The sequence below is a fragment of the Domibacillus sp. PGB-M46 genome (assembly GCF_022668875.1).
Lineage (GTDB): Bacteria > Bacillota > Bacilli > Bacillales > Domibacillaceae > Domibacillus.
In genome coordinates this window covers 19721-44423 of record NZ_JAKGCR010000020.1, presented here as the reverse complement: position 1 = coordinate 44423, position 24703 = coordinate 19721, and the positions used below count along the sequence as shown (strand labels likewise).

Annotated in this window: 22 protein-coding genes and 2 pseudogenes; 17 read left to right on the top strand and 7 right to left on the bottom strand. The window is 41.6% G+C overall.

Features of this window, described 5'->3' with window-relative positions:
- The first annotated feature begins 113 nt into the window (after window positions 1–113).
- From L2D08_RS18125 to L2D08_RS18110, 4 genes are all read left to right on the top strand, one after another.
- The gene (locus L2D08_RS18125; RefSeq protein WP_242235886.1) at window positions 114–539 is read left to right on the top strand and encodes a MaoC family dehydratase; all 426 of its coding nucleotides are present in this window, start codon (window positions 114–116) and stop codon (window positions 537–539) included.
- Window positions 540–892: 353 nt separating this feature from the next.
- Window positions 893–2341, top strand: a complete 1449-nt coding sequence (pdxR, locus tag L2D08_RS18120) for a MocR-like pyridoxine biosynthesis transcription factor PdxR (protein ID WP_242235885.1) — start codon at window positions 893–895, stop codon at window positions 2339–2341.
- A gap of 134 nt (window positions 2342–2475) precedes the next feature.
- On the top strand, window positions 2476–2925 hold the full coding sequence (locus L2D08_RS18115; protein ID WP_242235884.1) for a YfmQ family protein: 450 nt from the start codon (window positions 2476–2478) through the stop codon (window positions 2923–2925).
- Window positions 2926–3119: 194 nt separating this feature from the next.
- On the top strand, window positions 3120–3443 hold the full coding sequence (locus L2D08_RS18110; protein WP_242235882.1) for a 2Fe-2S iron-sulfur cluster-binding protein: 324 nt from the start codon (window positions 3120–3122) through the stop codon (window positions 3441–3443).
- Between the two features lie 174 nt (window positions 3444–3617).
- Here L2D08_RS18110 and L2D08_RS18105 read toward each other — a convergent pair whose 3' ends face one another.
- A complete protein-coding gene (locus tag L2D08_RS18105; protein WP_242235881.1) occupies window positions 3618–4229 on the bottom strand; it encodes a LysE family translocator in 612 nt (203 codons plus the stop codon).
- Between the two features lie 118 nt (window positions 4230–4347).
- Here L2D08_RS18105 and L2D08_RS18100 point away from each other — a divergent pair, with 118 nt between their 5' ends.
- Window positions 4348–4893 (top strand): helix-turn-helix domain-containing protein, encoded by a 546-nt coding sequence (locus L2D08_RS18100; RefSeq protein ID WP_242235878.1) that lies wholly within the window; start codon window positions 4348–4350, stop codon window positions 4891–4893.
- A gap of 67 nt (window positions 4894–4960) precedes the next feature.
- Here the strand turns inward: L2D08_RS18100 and L2D08_RS18095 are convergent.
- From L2D08_RS18095 to L2D08_RS18085, 3 genes and pseudogenes are all read right to left on the bottom strand, one after another.
- Window positions 4961–5820 (bottom strand): annotated as a pseudogene (locus L2D08_RS18095) (SDR family oxidoreductase).
- 171 nt (window positions 5821–5991) lie between these two features.
- Window positions 5992–6846, bottom strand: coding sequence for a DMT family transporter (locus tag L2D08_RS18090; RefSeq protein WP_242235877.1), 855 nt, complete (start codon window positions 6844–6846; stop codon window positions 5992–5994).
- A gap of 111 nt (window positions 6847–6957) precedes the next feature.
- Window positions 6958–7740, bottom strand: a complete 783-nt coding sequence (locus L2D08_RS18085) for a PhzF family phenazine biosynthesis protein (protein WP_242235875.1) — start codon at window positions 7738–7740, stop codon at window positions 6958–6960.
- A gap of 300 nt (window positions 7741–8040) precedes the next feature.
- Here L2D08_RS18085 and nikA point away from each other — a divergent pair, with 300 nt between their 5' ends.
- The 7 genes from nikA to sstT all read left to right on the top strand — a co-directional run bounded on the left by nikA (window position 8041) and on the right by sstT (window position 15841).
- Window positions 8041–9639: a nickel ABC transporter substrate-binding protein gene (gene nikA, locus L2D08_RS18080; protein WP_242235874.1), complete on the top strand. Its 1599-nt coding sequence runs from the start codon at window positions 8041–8043 to the stop codon at window positions 9637–9639.
- A gap of 5 nt (window positions 9640–9644) precedes the next feature.
- A complete protein-coding gene (locus L2D08_RS18075) occupies window positions 9645–10586 on the top strand; it encodes an ABC transporter permease (RefSeq protein WP_242235873.1) in 942 nt (313 codons plus the stop codon).
- A complete protein-coding gene (locus L2D08_RS18070) occupies window positions 10583–11392 on the top strand; it encodes an ABC transporter permease (RefSeq protein WP_242235871.1) in 810 nt (269 codons plus the stop codon). Before L2D08_RS18075 ends, L2D08_RS18070 begins: the two co-directional genes overlap by 4 nt.
- A gap of 15 nt (window positions 11393–11407) precedes the next feature.
- Window positions 11408–12271 (top strand): ABC transporter ATP-binding protein, encoded by an 864-nt coding sequence (locus L2D08_RS18065; RefSeq protein ID WP_242235868.1) that lies wholly within the window; start codon window positions 11408–11410, stop codon window positions 12269–12271.
- Window positions 12272–12273: 2 nt separating this feature from the next.
- On the top strand, window positions 12274–13092 hold the full coding sequence (locus L2D08_RS18060; protein WP_242235866.1) for an ABC transporter ATP-binding protein: 819 nt from the start codon (window positions 12274–12276) through the stop codon (window positions 13090–13092).
- Window positions 13089–14279, top strand: coding sequence for a staphylopine family metallophore export MFS transporter CntE (cntE, locus tag L2D08_RS18055; RefSeq protein WP_242235864.1), 1191 nt, complete (start codon window positions 13089–13091; stop codon window positions 14277–14279). Before L2D08_RS18060 ends, cntE begins: the two co-directional genes overlap by 4 nt.
- Window positions 14280–14602: 323 nt before the next feature.
- Complete coding sequence (gene sstT, locus L2D08_RS18050; RefSeq protein ID WP_242235862.1) at window positions 14603–15841, top strand: serine/threonine transporter SstT; 1239 nt, start codon at window positions 14603–14605, stop codon at window positions 15839–15841.
- An 896-nt stretch (window positions 15842–16737) separates the two neighbouring features.
- On the opposite strand, the gene L2D08_RS18045 is transcribed toward sstT, so the two are convergent.
- Window positions 16738–16983 carry a hypothetical protein gene (locus L2D08_RS18045; protein WP_242235861.1) on the bottom strand — a complete coding sequence of 82 codons (246 nt, stop codon included), beginning with the start codon at window positions 16981–16983 and terminating at the stop codon, window positions 16738–16740.
- Between the two features lie 391 nt (window positions 16984–17374).
- Here L2D08_RS18045 and L2D08_RS18040 point away from each other — a divergent pair, with 391 nt between their 5' ends.
- Complete coding sequence (locus L2D08_RS18040) at window positions 17375–18892, top strand: malate:quinone oxidoreductase (protein WP_309241411.1); 1518 nt, start codon at window positions 17375–17377, stop codon at window positions 18890–18892.
- Between the two features lie 663 nt (window positions 18893–19555).
- Here the strand turns inward: L2D08_RS18040 and L2D08_RS18035 are convergent.
- Window positions 19556–19921, bottom strand: coding sequence for a hypothetical protein (locus L2D08_RS18035; RefSeq protein WP_242235857.1), 366 nt, complete (start codon window positions 19919–19921; stop codon window positions 19556–19558).
- A 427-nt stretch (window positions 19922–20348) separates the two neighbouring features.
- Here L2D08_RS18035 and L2D08_RS18030 point away from each other — a divergent pair, with 427 nt between their 5' ends.
- From L2D08_RS18030 to L2D08_RS18015, 4 genes and pseudogenes are all read left to right on the top strand, one after another.
- A complete protein-coding gene (locus tag L2D08_RS18030; RefSeq protein WP_242235856.1) occupies window positions 20349–21758 on the top strand; it encodes a glycoside hydrolase family 1 protein in 1410 nt (469 codons plus the stop codon).
- Between the two features lie 85 nt (window positions 21759–21843).
- A complete protein-coding gene (locus L2D08_RS18025) occupies window positions 21844–22551 on the top strand; it encodes a GntR family transcriptional regulator (protein ID WP_242235854.1) in 708 nt (235 codons plus the stop codon).
- Window positions 22552–22719: 168 nt separating this feature from the next.
- Window positions 22720–23061: a hypothetical protein gene (locus tag L2D08_RS18020; protein WP_242235852.1), complete on the top strand. Its 342-nt coding sequence runs from the start codon at window positions 22720–22722 to the stop codon at window positions 23059–23061.
- 385 nt (window positions 23062–23446) lie between these two features.
- Window positions 23447–23740, top strand: a pseudogene (locus tag L2D08_RS18015) (LamG domain-containing protein); the annotation flags it as partial.
- A gap of 189 nt (window positions 23741–23929) precedes the next feature.
- On the opposite strand, the gene L2D08_RS18010 reads toward L2D08_RS18015, so the two are convergent.
- The gene (locus L2D08_RS18010) at window positions 23930–24640 is read right to left on the bottom strand and encodes a GntR family transcriptional regulator (protein ID WP_242235848.1); all 711 of its coding nucleotides are present in this window, start codon (window positions 24638–24640) and stop codon (window positions 23930–23932) included.
- Between the last annotated feature and the right edge of the window lie 63 nt (window positions 24641–24703).

Sequence of the window (24703 nt, the reverse complement as noted above, 5' to 3'; positions counted from 1 at the left end):
TTTTAAAATTAACAGGTTATTATATCGAAAGAAAGCTTGGTGTTATTTTCCGCTCGTTAAGTATGCAGCGCGGGCATAACCGAGTTCAACCATTACAAAATAGAGGTGTAGAAATGAAGTTAGATGAGTTTACAATTGGACAGGTGTTCCAAACGAAATCATTCAAATTAACAAAAGAGGATATTATGAGGTTTGCAGGTGAATTTGACCCCCAATATATGCATATGGACGAGGAAAAAGCAAGTCAGGGAAGGTTTAACGGAATTATTGCTTCCGGTATACATACGCTGGCCATTTCATTTAAGCTTTGGGTTGAAGAAGGATTCTACGGTGAGGATGTTATTGCTGGAACACGGATGAATAACATTAAATTTGTAAAACCCGTTTATCCTGGAGATGAATTACATATCATTGTTGAAGTTATAGATAAGCAGGCAGCAAAAAAGGAAACGGGTATCCTTACCGTATTGTTATCTACTTATAACCATAAAGAAGAAAAAGTTTTCGAGGGTGACTTATCTGTCTTGATAAAGCGATAAAGGGCTAGGGAAAGTAAGTTAGACGAATTTATTTATGGATGACCATCTTGATTTATGGAATTTTGTAACTTTGTTTCCCGGTACATTCTTCAACGAACGAGGGTGTCAGCTCAACAAAGAACAGCTAAAGGACCCTACAAGGTCCTTTTTCTTTTGCTAAACAGTCAAGATAATTATGTAACAGAGCCTATTACTTACATACAACAGCGCATAAAGTGGGGGGGTGAAAAATGATAAAAGTGGATGGTTACACGGCTTAAGGTTTAAAATAAAATTAGTGATAAAAAGGTTTTGATTGTTGCTCTTTTTTATATAAACAATGAAAAAGGACATCAGGGAAGAAGGGAACATACATGGACTGGAGACCGGACCGGACGGATAAAAAACCGATCTACAAGCAGATTGCAGATTACATAGAGCAGGGAATTTCTGAAGGCACATTTTCACCTGACAGCCTGCTGCCCTCCGAACGCGCCTTGGCCAGTGAGCTGCAAGTGAACAGAAGTACCGTTGTGGCGGCTTATGAAGAATTACAGTCTTTAGGTGTGGTTGAACGAAAAAAGGGAAGCGGCACCAGAGTCAGTACAAACATTTGGGGGATTGCCCACAAGCGGGTCCCGAACTGGGGCCGCTATGTAGAAGACGGTTCTTTTTTACCGAATCTTCCTATGGTTCAGCGTATCCGCACAGAAACATACAAAAACGATTTGATTAATCTGGCCAGCGGCGAACTCACTGCGGCGCTGTTTCCGAATACCGAATTTCAAGAGATTCTTTCCCGCCAGCCTTTTACTGGTTACCTTGGTTATGATCATCCGCAAGGAAACGAACCCTTAAGGGAAGCCATCTGTGCTCATGTTGAAGAATACAAAAGGATTAAGGCGGACCCAGCCTCTGTTTTGATTACTTCAGGTGCCCAGCAGGCTCTCCATTTGATTATCCAATGCCTGCTCAAGCCCGGAGATGCTGTCGCAATAGAGGATCCCTCTTATTGCTATTCTCTGCCGATTTTTCAGTCTGCCGGCTTAAAGACGTTTCATCTGCCTGTCGATGAACAGGGCATGAATCCTCAAAATTTGGTGGATCTTCATAAAAAGCATAAGATCCGGATGGTTTTCTTGAATCCAGACCACCAAAACCCGAGCGGGGCGGTCCTGTCTCAGGCAAGACGCCGGAAAGTGCTCGAGCTGTCAGCCGAATATGGTATTCCAGTTATTGAAGATGATCCGTACAGCTTAACGTCTTTTAGTGGAGAAGTGCATCCGACGCTGAAATCAATGGATGAGAACGGAAATGTGCTGTATGTGAGTTCATTATCCAAAATTGTCGCATCAGGGCTTCGGATCGGCTGGGTGATTGGCCCAAGCACGGTTATTCAGCGGCTCGCTGATGCCAAACAGCAGGTTGATTTTGGCCACAGTGTTTTTCCACAATGGGTAGCGAAAGAATTTCTAGGATCAGAGCAATTTCACGATCATATTGCAACGTTGAGGGGAAAATTAGAAGCGCAAAGAAATGAAATAACGTCAAGTCTGACAAAGATTCTAGGAGACCAAGTGGAATTTTTCGTGCCGCAAGGTGGTATCCACTTATGGTGCAAATTAAAAGAAGAAGTCGATGAATATGGGCTGTTAAATGAGTCTATGAAAAGAGGCGTCGCTTTTGTGCCGGGCAGTATTATGGGTTCAAAAACAGGTTATGTCCGATTCACATTCGGGCGGGAAGAACCCGAAGCCATCCGAAAGGGAATTGGACGGTTTGCGGAAGCTTTAAAGGCGGTTCAATCCTTGCCGCAAACATAAACAATCCAATTCTTTATATTGGATGGTCTAAAAAGAGATAAATTGGCTGGTTCTTTTTTGGGGAAATCTAGTATGATAGTAAACAGAGAATAAAAGGCACCTTTATGTTTAAAATAAAAATGGAGATGATGAAGATGTCAACGACTGCTCTGCTTTTAACAGTGGTATTCGGTCTGTTTAAAATATTAGTAACATGCCTTCCAACTGGCGCAGTGGAACGGCTTATCCGTAAGTATGAGATGCATGCCAAACTCAGTGAAGAAAACACGTCCATTACGCTTGATGGGACACGCCTGGAAGGCGAAGAAAAAGCACAAGTGATTCAACAATTTAATGAAGCGTCTGTTTTAAAAAAATATTATATTTTTCCGGGGAATGAATCTTTGTTTCTGCAACCGGAAAACGGCGGGATTCCATTTGTAGTCGATACGAAAAGGGGCCGCAATGATGTCCGGTTATTTGTCTACCGCTACGAGGACCATGTTGATGTGGTGAAGCAATATAAGAATAAAGTCATTGCCTACAGTGTATTTTCCGATGACCTTCAAAAGGGTTCCATGACTGCAGCTGGAGATCTTGTTTAAATATAATCTTCAGAACAAAGCACTTTTTAATCAAGAAAATAACACCTTTCAGTTGAAAAGGGGTATTGTATACCTAAAAAGCAGCTGAAAGGTATTTTTGTTTTTAAGAGACGCGTTCATTGGAGATAATGAACTTATGAGAAGGTAGACGAAGTGCAGATTTTTTCAACACGCTGATTAAAGGAGGTAAAATGATGCCGAACATAACGGTAGTAGGAGAAGGTACATTTGAAGTGGAAGCAGGGAAGAAGCTGGTGCTGGCGTTAGAAGATAATGGAGTAGGAATTCTTCACCGATGTGGAGGAAAAGCAAGGTGTACAACCTGCCGGGTAGAAATTTTGGAAGGCGATTTTGATGATTTAACCAATATCGAGAAAAAAGCGTTTGATGACAAAGGACTGGTGGAAGACAATATCCGCTTATCCTGCCAGGTCCGTGTGAATGGAGATATGACGGTTCGCCCTGTTATGACCGTGCAGAGTTCTGGCATGGATCCGGGTCCAAGACCCGCCGAGTAAACAGCATGGATACGCAGGAGAGAGTAGAAGAAAGAACCCTTGCTGACTCTTTTTGACAAAGGCTCCATTAAAGTAGACCGCTTTTTTAAGTGGTCTTTTTTATTTCCGCTAAAGCGGGGGTTTTAATACGGAAGAGAACTGCTTTAGCTTAGCTGTTAGAACGCTGGATAAACTTTATCCGGAATCGGCTTTTGTGAATAACAGCTTGATGCCAAATCCAACTAATACGATTCCTGTTGCTTTCTCCGTCCAGCTTTGCACAGCAGGGGACAACAGCCATTCGCGGATAAAGTGGAGGCAGAAAACATACACCACAAACCAGACAATAGACAGCAGGGCATACGTACAGCCCATCAGAAAAAGATCTATCATAGCACGATCCGAACTCGTAACAAATTGAGGCAAAAAGGTTAAAAAGAATACCGCTACTTTTGGATTAAGGAGATTGGAAAGCAGACCTTCCCGAAAAGCGGATCTTTGTTTTGTAGGCCCTCGCTTTTCTTGTGCAGGTTCTTTTTTCTTCGGCAGCAAAGCAGTGACCCCCAGATAAATTAAATACACAGCACCGACCCATTTAATCAGGCTAAAGGCAATAGCAGATTGTACGAGGAGAGCAGATAAGCCTAATGCCGCTGCAATTGTGTGGCCAAGAGAACCGGCTGTAATCCCTGCCGCCATCTGAAATCCGGCTTTTCGCCCATCAGCCATTGTACGCTTTGTAATCAGGGCGGTATCAACCCCTGGACTCATTACTACAAACAGCGTCATTATGATAAAAGCAAGCATGTAGCCCCTCCATTAATTGTTCATTTTCATTAAATATGTTAATTTTAATTTAACACAGGTAAAATAACTTGTTCAATAAAAATTAAAAAATTAAATATAATTTAATAAGAGGTGCATCATGAACCGATCTTCCATTGGTCAAAAAGTAGAAGAATTAAGAAAAAATTTGGGTCTTTCTTTAAGGGAATTGGCGAAGCGGGCAGAGATTACGCCTTCAATGTTAAGTCAGATTGAAAAAGGCGGTGCCAATCCATCCATTCACACACTGAAATCTCTGTCGAAAGTGTTAGATGTACCGGTTTTTACATTTCTTATGGAAGAGATTAATGCAAAAGAGCTGATTGTAAGGAAGGAAGACCGCAAGCAAATGGTGATTGACGGACTTCATTATGAATTGGTTTCGCCTGACTTTACGAGTCAGCTTGCCACAGCCATAATGCGCTTGGCCCCCGGCAGCCATTCATCTGAAAAGCCGCTTTCTCATAAAGGGGAAGAAGTCGCGTTTGTATTAAAGGGACCAATCGGTTTAACGCTGTTAGGGGATGAATATGAGCTGCAGACAGGCGACAGTGTTAAAATTCCAGCCCACACGGAGCATAGGTGGACAAACGCAGCCAGCCATGAAGTCAGTATTTTATTTTCAGTGACACCTCCTGCTTTTTAACTCAACATAAAACAAAGCGGTACTTATTCGCCGCTTTGTATATTATTCGAAAATAAAAAGAGATCCCTTAGGCAGCGGGCATCCCGCCGGTTACGCTATAGATCTGGCCGGTAACGTAGCTGGCTATCAGAAGCTAAGAATACATATACGTCTGATAGTTCTACCGGCTGTCCCGCGCGCCGCAGCAGGGTAGGCGGAGTTCCTTGACCGAACTTTGGAATGTTTTCGGCCGGCTGTCCTCCAGAAATTTGGATAGTTGTCCAAATGGGCCCGGTGCAACGGAGTTTACCCGGATACCTTTCGAGGCCGCTTGTTTGGCGAATGCTTTTGTAAAGTTCATAATCGTGCCTTTCGTTGCTGCATAGTCTAACAGCATCGGTGACTGATTAAAGGCTTCAACAGAGGTGGTTGTAATAATCGATGCTCCTGCTGATAAACGAAGCATCGCTGCTTTTACGGTCCAGTACAGAGAAATACGTTTGTTTCGAATGTCGCTTGGATTTGTTGAGTCGAAAGATCCATAATGTCTTCTACAGTCTGCTGTTTACCAGCAACGAGCGCCAGGATATCTCATTCGCCAAGCTCGCTGTTGGCTTCTTCAACCATAAATCCTCGCTGCGCAGATCGCCCGGGATTAGAACTGCTTTCCGGCCTTCTTTTTCAATCAGCTTTTTAACTTCTTCTGCATCCGGCTGTTCCACAGGCAGGTAGTTGGTCGTAACGTCTGCACCTTCGCGGGCATAAGCAATCGCAGCCGCACGGCCAGCCTCTAACAAGCGCTTTTTTGCCTGTTAATCTGCCAGAGCCTTTATAACTGGTTTCGCCGCAGTCAGGCAGGGGGCTCATTTCTTATTGAAGGCTGGGCGGCTCCTGATACTGTTCCGGAAATTCACCGTTAAAGTGCGGTTTTAGTAGATTTTTAGCCATTCGAAAAAGATTTCATATGTATAACCTATAGTTGTTTATACTGGTGTATATTGACTTTTAGGAAAATAGTAAATTTCATTTCTCAAAGTACATACTTGAGAAGAAACATAAGAGCATGTTTCGAAAAGTCAAAACATGCCCTTTTACTAAATATAAAAGAAAAGACCGTATTTATAAGCTGGCTAAAACCGCTCCCAGGATGGTAATGATTCCGCCAGCCAAGGTCAGCCCTGATATTTGCTCCTGCAGCAGCAGAACTCCTAAGAGGACCGTCCAGACAGGAAGCAGGTTAATATAGGGGGCTGCGCGTCCGGCCCCCACGATTTTTACGCCTGCGTTCCAAGCAAAATATGCTGCTACGGACGCAAAGGTACTCACATATACGATACAAAGCCATGCAGTTGGCGTCATATGAATCGCTCCTGTATCCACTGTTCCGATACAGCTGACGGCACTGAGCAGGGTACCGTAAAAAGCGGCTCCTGCTGTCATAGTCAGCGGGTCGATCTGCCTTCCGTATTTTTTGCCGAGAACGGTATACATGCCCCAGGCCACACAGGATAAAAGGATGGCGGCTTCGCCCGTAATTGACCCTTCAGAAGAAGCTCCCTGTTTGCCTAAGACAAGCAGAATCACGCCCAATATGGATACTACTGCACCAATCCAGGCCTTTAGCTTTATGTTCTCCTTAAGAAAGAAGGGGGTGAAAAATAAGATGGCAATGGGAATGCCTGCTGAAATCATGCCCGCCTGTGAGGCACTAATCGACTTTAATCCTATGTAATTTAAGGTGGAAAAAGCAAAGATGCCCAAGAAGCCTAATATGAAAAATTCTTTCCATTTTGCGATGAGAGGAAGCTGTTTTTTATTCAGTGCTAGTAACCCCCAGAGAATTAAGGTTGAGATAGCCCAGCGTATCGTATTCAATAGTGTTGCGGGTAAAGCAGGCCCTAAGTAACGGCCGCATATATAGTTGCCTGCCCATAGAAGGGTGGCGATGATCAAGAGTAAAATACCTTTTTTCATTCTGTTGATCCTTTCCTGCTTTGTTCTGGATGAGAAAAAACCGCTAAAAGGAGATGTGAAGAATCATAAATCATTTTTCACCCATGTTTTGTATTATATGTACAGGCCAGTTTATAGCCTGATTTGCAGGTCCGCAATGGAGTACAGAACCGCTCTGCCGGCGATTTTAACCCGGTCACCCTCCAGCTTGCAGTATAATGTTCCGCCCCGTTTGGAAAGCTGCCTTGCTGTCAGTTCATGTTTGCCCAAACGGTTTGCCCAGAAAGGAATGAAGTTGCAATGAGCAGAGCCGCATACAGGATCTTCATTGACATTTAACTTTGGAAAAAAGCTTCGGGATGCAAAATCATATTTTTCACTTTTTGCCGTAATGGAAACACCCACTCCGTCCGGCAGTTCTTTTAGTTTAGAAAAATTGGGTGCTGCGTTTTGAACAGCTTCTTCACTTTCGAGGACAAACATCAAATCGCGGCTTATATACGTTTCTACAGGCGTCACACCAAGGGCTTCTATCATTTGCTCTGTTAACGGGACCTCTTCCGGCATTCTGCTTGGGAAGTCCAGCTCATATAGGTCTCCTTTTTTCTCTACTGCCAGCTCTCCGCTCATCGTCTGGAAGGTAAGCCGCTCTGCATCATGTTCATAATAATTCGCAATTACAAACGCTGTGGCAAGTGTCGCATGCCCGCATAAGTCAATTTCTTCAGATGGGGTAAACCACCTTAATCGATAGCTGTCTCCTTCTTTAACAGCAAAAGCGGTTTCTGAAAGGTTGTTTTCAGCTGCAATGTTTTGCATCAGACCGTCAGAAATCCAGCTTTCCATAATACAAACCCCGGCAGGATTCCCTTCAAACAACTTCTCTGCAAATGCATCTACCACGTAGTATTTCATTGTTTCAGCCTCCTTGTCTTTATTTTGATTGATTACATGTTTAACTGTAGCACTGCAGGTATAAGGCTTCAATAGAGTAATGGCAGGCAGGAGACTAAACGTATTTTTTGAAAATGCAAGCTATTAAAAAGTTTTTTATCCTACTTCCATTTAACTCCACTAGTTCTAGCATTCTTTCAGTATCGTAAATTAGTTCGCACTTACAGGAAAAAAGACCTTTACAAACAAATGAAAACAATTTATGATATGCATTATAATTGATAATGATAATCATTGTTGAAGGGGAAAAGGAGAAGGGTCATGAAAAATTGGTTCACTTTAATACTTGTTTTATTAGTTGGCGTACTTGCTGCATGTAGCAACACGGAAAAAGAACAGGGGAACAGTAACTCAGAAACAACAGGATCCGATGTATTAACGATGTCCTGGGCAAAAGATATTGGCTCGGGGAATCCGCATGTATATGCAGAGAACGAAATGTTTGCGCAGGCAATGCTGTATGATCCACTTGTTACATATGGTAAAAATGGCAAAATAGAGCCGGCACTTGCCACGTCTTGGGAAACTTCAGAAGACGGTAAAACGTACACGTTTAAGCTGCGTGAAAATGTTCTTTACTCAGATGGCACAACCCTTACGGCTGAAAACGTTAAACGAAATTTTGATGCCGTACTTGAAAACAGCGCTGCTCACAGCTGGCTCGAAGCGGTAGCGATCATCGACCACGTTGAAGCAGTAGATGAATTAACCGTAAAAGTTCAGTTGAAAGAAGCATATTATCCATTCCTGCAAGAACTGACGTTAATTCGTCCATTGCGTATGCTTGCAGACAGCGCTTTTCTAGAAGATGGAACAAAAAACGGAATCAAAGCGCCGGTTGGGACAGGCCCATGGGTTTTAACAGATTATAAAAAAGACAGTCACGCAGAATTCTCACGTAATGAAAACTACTGGGGAGAAAAGCCGAAGCTTAAAAAAGTAATCGTCAAAGTGATTCCAGATTCACAGGCACGTACGATGGCTCTTCAAAACGGTGACATTGATTTGATCTTTGGCAGCGGCCAGCTTGCTCCGATTGAATATCAAACACTGGCACAGAGCGGGCAGTATGAAACAAAAATTTCAGATCCGCTTTCAACGCGCATTTTAGCGATTAATTCGACATACGGCGCGACAAAAGATAAAAATGTAAGGCTGGCACTGCAGCACGCACTTGATCGGAAAACTATTATTGAACATGTGTTAAACGATCTTGAAAAAGAAGCACAGTCTTTATTTGCGCCTGGTTATCCGTACAGTGATATTTCACTTGATCCTTATCAATACGATACAGACAAATCCATCGAACTGTTAGAAAAAGCCGGGTGGAAACTTGAGCCTGGCAATGAGTTCCGCACGAAGAATGGCGAAACGTTAACATTGGTGATGCCTTATAACAGCAATGAGCAAGTGGATAAAGCCATTGCAGAGTATATACAAGGCGCATGGCGTGAATTAGGGATTGATGTACAATTAATCGGCGAGGAATGGCAATTGATGATCGCCCGGGCAAAAAAAGGGGAATTCAATTTAATAGCCAACGATACATGGGGCGTTCCATATGATCCTCATATGTATATCCGTACAATGGCCGGAGAACAGCAAATCGGATACTATGCACAAAAAGGAATCCCGACATCTGATCAGCTGACAGACAACATTTCAAAAGTTATCCGTTCAACAAATGAAGAAGAGCGCCGCAAATTATATGAGAACATTTTGCAGACTATCCACGAGGAAGCAATTTTTATGCCGATCTCTTACCGGACCAATTATTTAGCAGCCAATAAACGTGTTCAAAACTTATCATTCTCTATGCAGCAATACGAAGTGCCGCTGAACACGTATGAGGTGAAATAACACATATGAGCGTTTTTTTGTTAAAGCGGGCGGGCAGCATGCTTGCTGCTATTTGGGGTGTGACGCTGGTTTCTTTTTTCCTTATTCGCCTCATACCCGTCGATCCGGTAGAAGCTTATTTTGCGATTAATAATCTGCCTGTAACAGAGGAAGCAATTGAAGAGATACGAGAAGAGCAAGGGTTGAATAAACCTTTGCTTTTTCAGTATGGATTGTGGCTGATGAATGCAGTGCAATTGGATTTTGGTCAGTCTTTTCTCACAAAAACACCCGTGGCGGAGGAGTTGCTGAGCCGCTTTTCAGTTACGCTGGGCCTTGCTGCAGCCGCTTTTTTTATCGTTATCGCAATTAGCGGCATTATTGGTATTTGGTCGGTAGTGAAGCAGGGAGGTTTGGTGGACAGGTTTACACGTGCTCTTGTCTTCGCTACTGCGTCTATGCCAAGCTTTTGGCTGGGCTTTGTTCTTGTTTATGTGGTGTCTTTAAAATGGGGTATACTGCCGTTGATGGGCTGGGGCACAATCGAACAGTCTGTTTTGCCGGCATTCACATTGGCTCTCGGTTATATTCCTTATTATATTCGGCTGATCCGGACAAGCATGCTGGAAGAAATAGAAAAGCCGCATATCGCTTTTGCAAGAGCGCGCGGAGTAAAAGAATCTATTATTATTCGCAGACACGTGCTTAAAGGAATACTGCCGGCACTTTTTACTTCACTGGCGATGACTTGCGGAGGGCTTTTGGGCGGTGCTGCGATTATTGAAGCGGTTTTTGCGATTCCTGGTGTGGGCCGTTATCTTGTGGAGTCTATGGCAGCGAGAGATTATGCTGTGCTGCAGGGTTTTATTTTAATCATTGGCACATTGTACGTCATATTTAATTTTCTGGCGGATTTGCTTTGCGCAATCGTAGATCCCCGGGCACGTTTAAAGAGAGGCGACATATGATGAAAAAATCTGTTCCATTAATCATCAGCAGCATGATCGTTTTACTGCTTGTTAGTACGGCTGTTTTTGCACCGTGGCTGGCACCAAATGATCCGTATGCAACCAATATGGCAATGAAACTGCAAGGCATGTCGGCCGCTTACCCGTTTGGCACCGATCATTTAGGCCGTTGTGTATTATCACGCCTCATTATGGGAGCGCGCGTTTCTTTGTTTACGGCACTGGGGGTCCTCGCTGTGACGCTTGTACTGAGCATGGTTGTTGGTGTTGCAGCAGGATATTTAGGCGGGATAGCGGATCTTGTTCTTATGCGTGCCTGCGACATTTTAATGGCCATTCCGCATTTTATTTTTGCTCTTGTTATTGTAGGAGCACTAGGCGGCGGCGTTTGGAATATGTTTATCGCCATCATTATTGTTTCCTGGGTAGGGTATGCGCGTATTATTCGAAACATGGTACGGGGCTTGAAAGAAAGTACATACGTGCAATATGCAAAAATGACTGGCGTTCCCACTGTGAAAATCGTAAAGCGCCATATTTTGCCGTTTGTTTTTCCACAAATCCTTTTATTGCTGTTAATTGGGACAGGCAGTACAGTTTTACTGATTTCAGAATTGTCTTTTCTGGGGCTGGGGGTAACAGCGCCAATGCCAGAGTGGGGCATGATGATCAGCGAGAGCAAAATGTATTTAAGCAGCAATCCGATGCTTATGTTTGTACCAGGGGCTATGATCTCGTTGACGGTCCTTATCTTTGATTGGTTTGGTGATACATTACGCGATGCCATAGATCCTAAAATGAAGTAGAAAGAAGGAAGAAGCATGCTGGAAATACGGGATTTATCCGTTTTTATCCAAACAGATAATAGTGAAAAAGAAGTTGTCTCACATGTGAATTTTACTGTTCCCCAGGGGAAAATTGTTGGGATCGTCGGAGAAAGCGGCAGCGGAAAATCCATGCTCTGCAATGCAATTATGCAGCTGTTTCGCCAAAACCGGCGTTACACGGGTGATATTATATATAAAGGTACCTCTTTATTAGCAAAAAGTGAGCGGGAAATGCGTCATTTGCGTGGGAAAGAGATATCACTTATTATGCAAAATCCAATGGCCATGTTTAATCCTATCGTAAAAATTGGGGATCATTTTGTTGAAACATTACAATCTCATGAACGCATATCCAAACATCACGCACGAAAGCGGGCAGCCGAACAGCTGGCCCGTTTTCAATTGCCGGAGGACGAGCTGCTGGATCGTTATCCGCATGAACTGAGCGGCGGAATGCTGCAGCGGATCATGATTGCTCTTGCAGCTTGTATGCAGCCTAATTTATTAATTGCCGATGAGCCTACAACAGCACTTGATACGATGACACAGATGGATATTTTGGATGAACTGCTTCATTTTCATCAAAAAACAAAAACAAGCATGCTTATTGTTTCGCATGATCTAGGCGTTATTGCGAAAATGGCAGATTTCATAGCGGTGATGCGCCGGGGGGTCGTTGTAGAATACGGTCCGGCAGAGTGGGTACTCGCACAGCCGGCGCACTCCTATACACAAGCATTACTGGCTGCAAGAGACGAGCATGGAGACCTTGAAAAGTTAGCTGATTCTTGGGAAGGAACGACAATAGGGCCGCTGTATGAGTATAAACCTGGCTGCTGGGTTAGAGAAGAGGGATAAGAATGCTGGAAATAAAAAATGTTTCAAAAAGCTATCGAAAACAGGGCTGGTTTGGGAGAAAAAAAGACATTCAAGCAGTTAAGAATGTGAATCTAAAGCTGAAAGAGGGCATTTGCCTTGCTCTTGTCGGGGAAAGTGGCTCAGGAAAAACGACACTTGGAAAACTAATTCTAGGCATAGAAGAACCGGAAGCCGGAGAAATCCTGTTTAAAGCGCAAAATATACATAAAGCTGAGGCAGGCGTAAAAAAGCAGCTGCGTAAAGAATTACAAATTGTATTCCAGGATTGTTATAGTGCAGTGAATCCGCGTATGAAAATAAAGGATATTATAGCTGAACCGATGCAAGTTCATTTATCGCTGTCAAAGGAAGCTTTACAGCAGAAGGTTGAAGAATTATTGGTACAGGTCGGCCTGCAAAGGGCAGACGCGGCAAAATTTCCGCATGAGTTAAGCGGAGGTCAGCTGCAGCGTGTAACCATTGCCCGTGCCATTTCCACTGACCCGTCATTTATTGTATTGGATGAATCCATTAACAGCCTTGATCTATTGGTACAAGTCAGCATATTAAAGCTTTTAAAAAGCCTTCAAAAAACACAGAACCTTACCTATCTTTTTATCACTCATGACTTACATGCTGTAAAATTGTTTGCTGATGAAGTCGCAGTTATGGAACAAGGCGAAATTATTGAATATGTAGCGGACATAAAGGAATTATCTCGTATGGTGCATCCAACTAGCCGGCGCTTGCTCGATGCTCGTTTATCCATTAAACGTGATGCCTCTATTCAAGATTCACGCCAAAAGGAGACTGTATCGTGAAGTATCGGCCGTTATCAGCACAGATGGCAAAACTCTACGCACTCGCTGCGTTTTTCTTTACAGCAAATTCGGTATTAACGATTATTTTCCCTTTGCAAGCAGCAGAAAGAGGCTATGAGGAAGCGGAAATTGGGATCATGATGGGATTGTATATGCTTGTCTGTATGTTTTTACGTCCCTGGGCCGGGCAGATGATCGAAAAACACAGTTTATTTAAAATTATGCAGTGGCTTTTGCTCGTTCACGCGGCTGCACTTTTGTTATATGTATGGATTGGGCCGGACAGTTTGTATATTGTGCGTGTGCTGCAAGGAGGAACAACGGCGTTTTTCTCCATGTCCATGCAAATAGGCATTGCTGAATTATTAAAAGATCAGGACCGCGGGCAGGGGATGTCCCTTTATTCTTTATCCACCGTTCTGCCGGGGCTTTACGGACCAGCGCTGGCACTACTTTTATGGACAAGCTTTGATCTTGTTTACTTATGGGTATTCATTCTTCTTTTAGCGATTTTTCCTTTGTTATTTTTTATAGGATCTCCGTTGCCTAAAAAGAAGAAAATTGGCTCTTCTTTTACATTCCGTGAAATGGCTGCAGCAATCAAAGAAGCGCGCAGTCAGCATGGTTTAATCCTGTCATCCATCGTGATGCTTATCGGAGCCTGTGTTTTTGGAGCCATCACAACTTTTTTGCCGCTGTACATGCTGACGACAGGAACGGGAAATCCGGCTTTTTATTTGTTCCTGCAAGCCATTGTGGTAGTCGCAAGCCGTTTCTTTTTCCGCAAGCATATTCCCTCAGATGGAAAATGGCATCCAAAATTTATCTCCCTTATACTAGTCAGCTCTATAATTGGTACAAGCCTGCTGGCGATCCTTCCAGTGGCAAGCATATTTGCATATAGTGCTGCCGTTTTTAACGGATTAGCAGCGGCCATGCTGTATCCAGCTTTAACGACCTATATTTCCTTTGCAGTGCCAAAGGAAACAAAGCATATTTTATTGGGCATCTTTTTAGCCTCTTATGATTTAGGCTTTTCGCTTGGGGGTCTTGTCATGGGATTTATCGTGCAGTTAACCTCTTATTCATTCATGTTTGCTGCCTGCTCCGTGATTGCTTTATGTGCTATTGTGATAATCTGGATTCCATTGGAAAATAAACTGAAATTTGCGATGAAAAACGAATAAGAGGGCTTGTTCCAGTTTATGGCTTTGAATATATGTCTGGTTGAGGTGGACACTCAGCCCCTCCGCAAGGACATTATGTTATTCAGATAATAAAGAGCGATAGAAAAATTATTCGCATAATAATTTTTCTATCGCTTTATTGGTTTGAATGTTCCGATAATTACAACATTTTTTAATAATGTAAATAGTATTGTAATATATCTCAAATTAATTATAATATTATTTATGAGAAAGACAGTTGTCCTTTTGAGGTGGAATGATAAAAGAGCCGCTCGCTAGGAGCAATTTTATAAATTTATTTTAAGATAATAGGAGGAACATCTATGAAAAGTGTACTGCAGAAGTGGAATCAGGTGAGCCTGGTTAAACAAATTCTGGTCGGTTTGATCATCGGTATTATTCTGGCTGTCACTATTCCAGAAGCAGCAAAACCAGTGGCCATTTTAGGCACTTTATTTGTCGGTGCTTTAAAAGCCGTCGCGCCAATACTGGTACTTGTGCTGGTTATGTCGGCCATCGCTCAGCATAAAAGCGGCCACAAAACCAATATGAAGTCGATTATTGTCCTATATCTTTTAGGAACATTTTTGGCAGGCTTAATCGCTGTTATTGCAAGTTTTATTTTTCCTGTCAGCTTATCGCTTGCAGAGGGCGCTGAAGGAGTCGCGCCTCCCAGCGGTGTAACAGAAGTATTGAAAACATTACTTCTCAATGTTGTCGATAATCCGGCAAATGCTATTATGAATGCGAACTACATCGGCATTTTAGCTTGGGCGATTGTTCTTGGTTTGGCGCTAAAGAATGCCGCTGACACAACCAAAACGCTCATTTCGAATTTTTCAGATGCCGTATCGAAAATCGTGGCGTGGGTGATTAAGTTTGCTCCGCTGGGAATTATGGGCCTGGTTATTGAATCGATTACAACAAATGGCCTTGAATCGCTGCTTAGCTACGGAAAACTGCTTGCTGTATTGATTGGCTGTATGGTTTTCGTAGCGCTCTTTGTGAATCCAATCATAGTGTTTGCAATGATCCGCCAAAACCCTTATCCGCTTGTATTTAAGTGCTTAAAGGAAAGCGGCATTACTGCATTCTTTACACGCAGCTCCGCTTCCAATATTCCAGTTAATATGAGATTGTGTGAAGATTTAGGTTTGGATAAAGACAGCTATTCCGTATCTATTCCGTTAGGGGCAACGATCAATATGGCAGGTGCGGCTGTGACGATCTCTGTTTTAACGCTTGCGGCGGTTCACACGCTTGGCATCGAAGTAGACATTCCAACGGCAATCATCCTAAGCATACTTTCCGCTGTATGTGCTTGCGGTGCTTCAGGGGTTGCCGGTGGGTCCTTATTACTGATTCCGCTGGCGTGCAGCTTGTTTGGAATTCCGGCTGATATTGCGATGCAAGTCGTTGGGGTAGGCTTTATCATCGGCGTTTTACAAGACTCATTTGAAACGGCGCTGAACTCGTCTACAGACGTTCTGTTCACAGCAGCAGCTGAATACAAAGAGTGGCGTAAAAAAGGCAAAAAAATAGTGATCCGTAAAGCAGGATAAGGAAAATTCCGTAGTCTGCGATTGAACGACCTCTTCAACTGTTAGTTTGACAGTTAGAGAGGTCTTTTTTATAGAAAAAATGATTATTAAAAAAACGATGGTCAGGAAACAATTTTTTAACAGCAGCAATCCTGACAAGCAGATTAAGCCAGGCTCATGAAGAGGAAAGACTTTAAATACGCCAAATATGAGACACTAGACGGGTCTACTAAAAGCATCTTTGTCATCTAGTTAGTCTGCGATAACAGTTAGCTGCATCGAATAAAGAACTATTTTCTTTACAAGGAGCTGTCGTATGTTTAAGAAAGTAAGGTGATCATTCCGTATTAACGACATAAAAAAGGCTGCGGGATGACTTCGCAGCAAAAGGGTGGATTTGTAATATTGAAGTTAAAGACCGCGTCCCAAATCATTTATCCGCTGCTGTAGAAAGTTAAACGAATAACAGTAAAAAACGGCCTGTGCGGCCGTTTAATCAGGTATAAACTGAATGAAGATTAAAAACGGAAAAGTCTAATGTATTTTATGCAATTGCGGCAGAAACGTAAAAAAACAGCTGCATGGAATGACAGATACTTCTCGAATAAGAAAACAGAAAAGGCCGAGGAAAATTCGTAGCAAAAGCAATCAGTATGTAGAAATCAAGAGGTGGCAGGTTAACGCTTTACCCACTCTCTTGAAAAGATAAACCACTAAAAAGAAAAAATTTATGTTGCAGTACCAATACCGTAATCAAAATCAGGCCGATTTGAATGAACCGGGGTATTAAACGACTGTGGTGCATCATAAGTACGCCTTCCACTGGCTGGACACCTGCAAAACAGATGCCTGTGAAAAGATCAGAGGGATACCGGGAACTTTCTGTTTCCGCCATACTGATGCTTTAAAAAAGACACTTATTCAGCAGCTTCTTTCACCTCATTATTTAACTTCTCATATATTGCTAACGAACAAGTATCAATGTCATGATGTTTTTCGATTTCTCCGCTGCTTATATGTTTAATGATGAATGTTTTGAATTGATTACAATATGTCAGAGACAGGCCGCTAAAGTTATGCGTGATGTCACATTCTCGATATTGTAATAAGTTTTTCATTAACGCTTTTAGTTTGTTAATCTCCTGAATTTTCTCTACACTCATTTTACAATTCCTCTTATATAGGTGTATTTTTTATTATTATAGCACACATACGTTCGTAATAATTGTCTTTTTCATGTAATATTTTTTATAAAAGGCATAAAATTATTACATGAAATTTAAATATGGTGTATGAAATGTTTTGATCTGCCAGGTGAAGTGAAAACCATTTCATAACTCTTCATTTATGGTTTTTAAAAAAAATAACTGGCTTATGATCTAAAAGAGTAGCTTAAAACTTATTAAATAGCTTATAATTATCAGAAAACAGTGGATATTTCCTTCTATAAATAATTATAATAGATAATGATATAGTTAGAATTGAAACAGAAAAGGTGTGTTTCTAAGTGGCGCCTTGCTTTTTGTAACATCTAAGGTTTTACAAATACAGGGGATAAGGAAGGTAAACATGAGCAACAGAGAAGCTAAAACAGACGTTATCTTAATTGGTGCTGGAGTCATGAGTGCAACTTTGGGAACAATTCTGAAAGAATTAGTACCGGACTGGAACATCAAAGTATTTGAGAAGCTCTCAAAAGCAGGAGAGGAAAGCTCTAACGAATGGAACAATGCGGGAACGGGGCATGCGGCACTGTGTGAGCTGAACTACACGGTCGAGAAACCGGACGGCTCTGTAGACATCAGCAAAGCCATCAACATTAATGAACAATTTCAAGTTTCCATGCAGTTTTGGTCTTACCTTGTAAAGAGCGGGCTGTTACATAATCCAGAGGACTTTATTATGCCACTGCCCCACATGAGCTTAGTGCAGGGAGAAGAAAATGTAACGTTTCTAAAAAAGCGTTTTAAAGCGCTGTCAAATAACCCGCTGTTCCAGGGGATGGAGTTTTCCGAGGATCCTAAAAAACTGATGGAATGGATTCCGCTTATTATGCAGAACCGCGCAGCGGATGAACCGATAGCGGCAACTAAAATCGACTCTGGCACAGATGTCAACTTTGGCGCTTTAACGCGCATGCTGTTTGATCACTTGAAAAGCAAAAACGTCGATGTACACTACAACCATAGCGTGAATGACCTTAAACGTACGAGCGACGGCTCGTGGGAATTGAAAGTGCGGAACCTTGACAGCGGTACGGTTGAATCCCATACGGCGAAATTCGTCTTTATCGGAGGCGGCGGTGGAAGCATACATTTACTGCAAAAATCCGGTATTCCGGAAGGGAAGCATATTGGCGGATTCCCGGTAAGCGGAATCTTTATGGTGTGCAAAAATCCGGACGTTGTGGCACAGCATCATGCAAAAGTTTACGGCAAAGCAAAGGTAGGCGCTCCTCCAATGTCTGTGCCGCATCTTGACACACGATTTATCGACAATCAAAAATCACTGCTGTTCGGGCCGTTTGCCGGCTTTTCACCGAAGTTTTTAAAAACCGGTTCAATGCTTGATTTAGTCACTTCCGTAAAACCGGATAATCTCTTAACGATGTTATCGGCAGGCGTAAAAGAGATGGCATTAACGAAATATTTGATCCAGCAGGTCATGTTGTCAAAAGAAAAACGCATGGAAGAGCTGCGTGAGTTTATCCCGAATGCCAAAAGCGAGGATTGGGATTTAGTCGTAGCGGGACAGCGGGTGCAGGTGATCAAAGATACGGAGGCCGGCGGCAAAGGAACACTGCAATTTGGTACGGAAGTCGTCAGTGCGGCTGATGGGTCGATCGCTGCATTGCTTGGCGCTTCTCCGGGTGCTTCTACAGCCGTTCATGTCATGCTCGAAGTGCTGAGAAAATGTTTCCCTGAACAAATGAAAGAATGGGAACCGAAAATTAAAGAAATGATTCCTTCTTATGGCTTGTCGCTAATGGAAAACCCAGAGCTTCTGCATGAAATTCATGCTTCAACAGCGCAGGTACTTGGTTTAAGCGAAAAAGAAGCGGTCCATAGCTAATTCTTCGGGTATAGAAACAAAGGCGTTAAAGGGTTAATACAAGCTGGATTTTTCATCAAGGGTGTTCTTTGACTCCACCTGGCTGCTTATGCCAATTAGAGACTGGCTAGTCCGTCCAAGAAGCGAGTGCGTGCTTAACGAATTTGTTCACGCGTACACAAACCTGTACGGGTATGGGACACTTCGCTCGCCAGCACAACCGTAAAGTCAGATAAAGCATAATAGAACATCAAACCTTTAATCTGCTGTGGATTAAAGGTTCTTTTTTATGATTTACAGTTTGAAAAGCAGCTGTAAGAGATCGTTATTTATGTTAATGGCACAAAAAAGCTACGGAACTTAGCGGCAAGAGGAATAACTAGGCAATCGTGAGAAGTCGTAATTACCACATACTGATATGCTTCAAAATAAGCACCAAGAAATAATGATTAAGATTGCAAACGCAATATATGAGAGGGTAAAGGCCTTACTAAGGAATGTGGGAAGCGCAAAGTTTCTGCAAAGCATCAAAGCTAAAATTTGTTCGTGAAATAAACGTGTTTAAAAAAAGCAGGGAGTAATAGGAATTTTCGGCTTCAGTGGCTAACGGGGAGCTGCCCGTTAAAACTTTGTCCTCAAAAATGCCGTCTTATATGACTAGCAGGTTTAAGAAAATGGCCAGCGTTAGTCCTTGTATATAAATTTGCGCTCTGTATAGTTTCCATTTTTTATGAAATCTATTTTACTATAGCTGTTTGAGAAATATGGAAACGCCTTATTGCCGCATTTTTTTTGGTCTTTAATAATGCTGCCGTGGATCACCAGATAATCATGGTTATTAAAGGCTCTCTTTATTGAGAAGGGTATTTCGAAACCTTCTTGTTGATCTTCTAGTATTTTAATGGCCTGTTCTTCATTATCTAAAGCGTTTTCAAGAAGATCGGCTAGTTCTACTTCAACGTCGTCAATAAAAGTATAAGGGTCCCCTATATTCATGCCTTCGTGTGAAGCAATAGATTTAAATTTTTTTACATAATTCTTATCCATCATATTGGCAGGCTCCTCTCAGTGCTCTAATAGTTAGTCCTCGAATCCAGTAAGAACGAAACAAAAAGCCCGTTTATCATCTTTTGTAAACAAAACATTTTAAAGAAAGTCCACTTATATAGTGGTCTTTTTATATTTATACCACCGTCTTAAAAAAACGTAACATTCTTTCCTTTTGTTCATGTCAAATTTTTAGAAATAGCTCGCTGGTGAATATGTTGATTGAGCAGTATTCATGCCATTAGGAAGGTGCTTGAATGGAATTCCATCATTAAGGTCAACAATGTAATTTGGGCTTAAGTGGTACCGGCGTCTGAATTTTGGGTAGTCAAGTACTGAAAAAAAGGATATAATCAAATTAAATTTATGCCTATAAATATAATACATTATTATGAATTAAATAAATTGGTATAAAAACGGAGGATTTGAGATGAAGTTTCCACACGATTTTTTATTTGGAGCAGCTTCTGCTTCTTATCAGGTAGAAGGAGCATGGAATGAAGATGGTAAAGGGTTGACTAACTGGGATGTCTTTTCAAAGATCCCAGGAAAAACATTTGAAGGCACAAACGGTGATGTAGCGATCGATCATTATCATCGTTATAAAGAAGATATTGAATTAATGGCCGAGATGGGACTTGAATCGTATCGGTTTTCTGTTTCGTGGGCGCGTATTTTGCCAACAGGAGACGGGGAAGTAAATGAAAAAGGCTTGGAATTTTACAACAATATCATCAATGAATGCTTAAAATATGGAATTGTCCCGTTTGTAACGCTATACCATTGGGATTTGCCGCTGACGCTTGAAGAAGACGGAGGATGGACAAATAAACGGACAGCAGAAGCATTCGTCAAATACGCAGACATTTGTTTCCGGGCATTCGGTGATCGTGTTAAACATTGGATTACATTCAATGAAACGGTAATGTTTTGTGGATTAGGTTATTTAAAAGGTGCGCACCCGCCTGGTATCCAGAACGATGAAAAAAAGTACTTTCAGGCAACGCACTATGTGTTCTATGCTCATGCAAAAGCGGTAGAAGTGTATAAACAGCTGAATCAATATGGTGAAATCGGGATTACGCATGTATTTCTGCCAGCTTACAGCGTAGATGATCAGGAGGAAAATATCATCGCTGCCAGTCATGCGAATGAATATGAAACATTTTGGTACTATGACCCGATCTTAAAAGGTGAATATCCATCTTATGTGACAGAGCAATTAAAAGAAAAAGGCTGGACGCCAAACTGGACAAAAGATGAGCTGGATATATTAAGAAGAAATGCAGGAAAAAATGATTTTATCGGTCTTAATTATTACCAGCCGATTCGTGTAGAAAAAAATTACGAAGCGGTTTCATCCGTGGAGCATTCAAGAGAAACCTCCACGTTGGCTCCTGGAAACCCATCTTTTGATGGCTTTTACCGGACAGTGAAAATGGAAGATAAAACGTATACGAAATGGGGCTGGGAAATCTCGCCTCAAGGATTTTTAGACGGTCTTCACATGCTAAAAGACCGCTATGGTGATATTAAAATGTATGTAACAGAAAACGGCCTTGGAGACGAAGATCCGATTATTGAGGGCGAAATCGTGGATGTTCCGCGTATTAAATATATTGAGGAGCATTTAAAAGTGATTAAGCGTGCCATCGCGGAAGGTATTCATTTAAAAGGGTATTACGCATGGTCTGTCATTGATCTGCTGAGCTGGCTGAACGGGTTTAAAAAGCAATACGGATTTATTTACGTTGATCATAATGATGCTCTAAACCGTAAGAAAAAACTGTCGTTTCACTGGTACAAGCAAATCATTGAAACGAGAGGAGAAGAGCTATAACAAAAAGAAAACCTCTTGATTCCAATCAAGAGGTTTTGTGTATAATAAAGGCAAGTATGTATTGAACGAATGATAGGGAGATTATATGGCTGTAAAATATAAAGAAATAGCGGACCGTTTAGAATCGGACATTCGGGAAGGAAAGTTTGGTCAAACGAAAAAACTGCCGACAGAAGATGAATTGATAAAACAGTTTGAAGTGAGCCGAAATACAATTCGAAAAGCCATTCTTCAACTGGTGAACCGCGGCTATATCTATCAAGTGCAGGGCAGCGGGATGTTTTTAAGAGAAGAATCCGGAACAGATTATATCAATCTGGGGAGCCTTAGAGGCTTAACGATAGATTTGGCTTCAAAAACCATTGAAACAAAAATTCTAGCTTTACAGGTAATAGAGGCGGATAAAGCAAAAGCACAGCAGCTGCGCTGTGAAGAAGGCACAAAGCTTTATTATATTAAACGGCTGCGCGTAGTCGATGATGAACCCTTCTCCATTGAAATCAGTTACTTTAAAAAAGATATGGTACCATACTTAAACGAAGAGATCGCTACAAAGTCTATTTATAGTTACCTGATAGACGACTTAAAGTTAAACATCGGCTTCGCGGACAAAATCATCAACTGTGAAAAAATTGATGAAGCAAGTGCAAAATTACTTCAGGTGAATCCACAAGAACCAGCTCTGATTGTTGAAAATACAGTGCACTTAACGAACGGCACCATTTTTGAATGGTCCCAATCCATTTTTCATTATCAAAAAGCAAAAATTTTAAATCGAATTAACTTTAAATGAAATAAGATTAAACCGGTTAAGACTTATATTCTTGACCGTTTTTTTATCATTTCCGGAGAGAATACACCACTTCAATCGTTAAATAAGTGGGCGGAAGTTCAATTGGATCCTTAAGATTAATTTCGATTTGTGCCTAATTTAAAATAATTTTGTTTATACAGTTTGCGAATGGGTAGAGAATTAGTTAAAGAGAAGTTTAGTAGCGTGACGTGTGTTGTGACAGAGGCAGCGGGTACCTATTTTGCACAACAGGAGGATGCTATGGAGAATGCAAAGAAAAAATTTATCACTCCGACAGAAGCCATCAAAGCGGTAAATGAAGGAGCCATTGTTCGATATGAGAAAAAGGATGGCTATTCGGAAATTAAAAAAAAGAAAAAGAAATATGCATTTACCGACAATGCTAATGACAAACCGCCGCTCACTTATTATGGAGACATGCGAAACCTTAAAAAAACAGTGAATGGCCCGGATTGCAGGGAGGCCCTTTACCTGATAGAAGTCAAATAACCGGAATATGTTTTATTTTTCAATGATAGATTTGAGTGAAAGGATATAATAACATATTCTTGTTAATATCGTTTTTTAAAAGAGGCAGCCAAATAAATGAGGGCACTGAAAAAGTTCCTCTAGTTTTAATTAAGCCAGGCATTCGACGATTCTATCGTCGAATGCCTGGCTTTTTTCCTTTAAGTTTAACGGAAGCTTTGGACTGCGTTTAGCTGACGGATTAATTACAGGTGACACGTCCACTGTATCATTGTGGGTAAAACCAGATCAAATCACTGAATTTACAACCGCGTTCTTTGGCGCAGAAACCTCTAATCATTGGATCAGTATTGTACCAAAAACCTCCTGGGGAAATACAATGGTTTAGTCACACAATGGCGACACTTGGTATGATGCCGTGACAGATAAGACCATCCCGGCAGGTGAGTGGACACATCTGGCTTTCACGGTCAATGAAGGAAACGCTGTTCTTTATATCAATGGTCAAGCAAAATATACAGGAGGAAGCTTTCCACATGTATTTACCTCCATGGATGCCGTGTTTGGCTTAGGTGTTAACTATTGGGACACTCCTTTCAAGGGGTTAATGGACGAGGTGCGTATTTATGATGGATTAGCTCTTCCGGCAGAAGAAGTACAGTCTCTTTACGAAAAACCTGCGGAATCGAATAACAGTTAATGAGGGTTTGAAGAGGGATTTTGCAGATAAAGCTGAAAACGTCCATATGGTAGATTCTTGAGCCGCATGGACGTTTTTAGGAAGAGGAACTTGGGATAAGACCATGCAAGATCGCTTGTTAACGCGGTCTTTTTATTTTTGTTTTCATATCACTTTAGCTTATTTCTCTGGAAAGGAAAAACAGCCATTTTAAGAAAAATGACTGTTTGCCTGGATAAAGAACTGTGACTGCTGGTAGTTATAGGTCACTTTTGAGAAGTTAAATGGCTGTCCGTTCGTTAAATGAAAAACACTTTCCACTAAAAGCTTAGGGTCTCCATTTTTTAAGCCTAAATACTCCGCTTCTTCCTCGTTCAGTTTATCTACATGCAGGTATACATCTGAAAAGCCGACCTTTAATCCCAATCCTTCTTTAATGTAGTTAAAGATCGATTCGGTCACAATTTCATTATTTAAATACGTCACGATGGATTTATTATAGTAGGATTCTTCTAAACATAGCGTCTGCTCCTGAATATAACGGACCCGTTTAACATAATACACTTCCTCATCAAGTCCAATATTTAAATTATGGGCTGCTTCTTGGGTAGGTATTCTGACTTCTAGTTCAACCACTTTAGACGTAATTTTATAATCCTCTAAATCCTTTTTAAACCCCTGGTTAGACAGAAGGCTGATATAACCTTTTCTCTTATGCCTTCTGACAAAAATGCCGCTGCCCCGAACCTGAAAGACAACTCCTTTTCTTTCTAATAGATCTAATGATTTCGTAATTGTGCTTTTGCTTACTTCAAACTGTGCCATTAATGTTTCTAAAACAGGCAGTTTGTCTCCCTGCTGAAGCGCATGATCTTCGATGTATTTTTCAATTTCCGCTGCGATTTGCTGGTATTTTAGCATAGTCCGTCCTCATTTATGTATTGATATTATTCACTTTATTTATAACAACATTATAGCATAAAC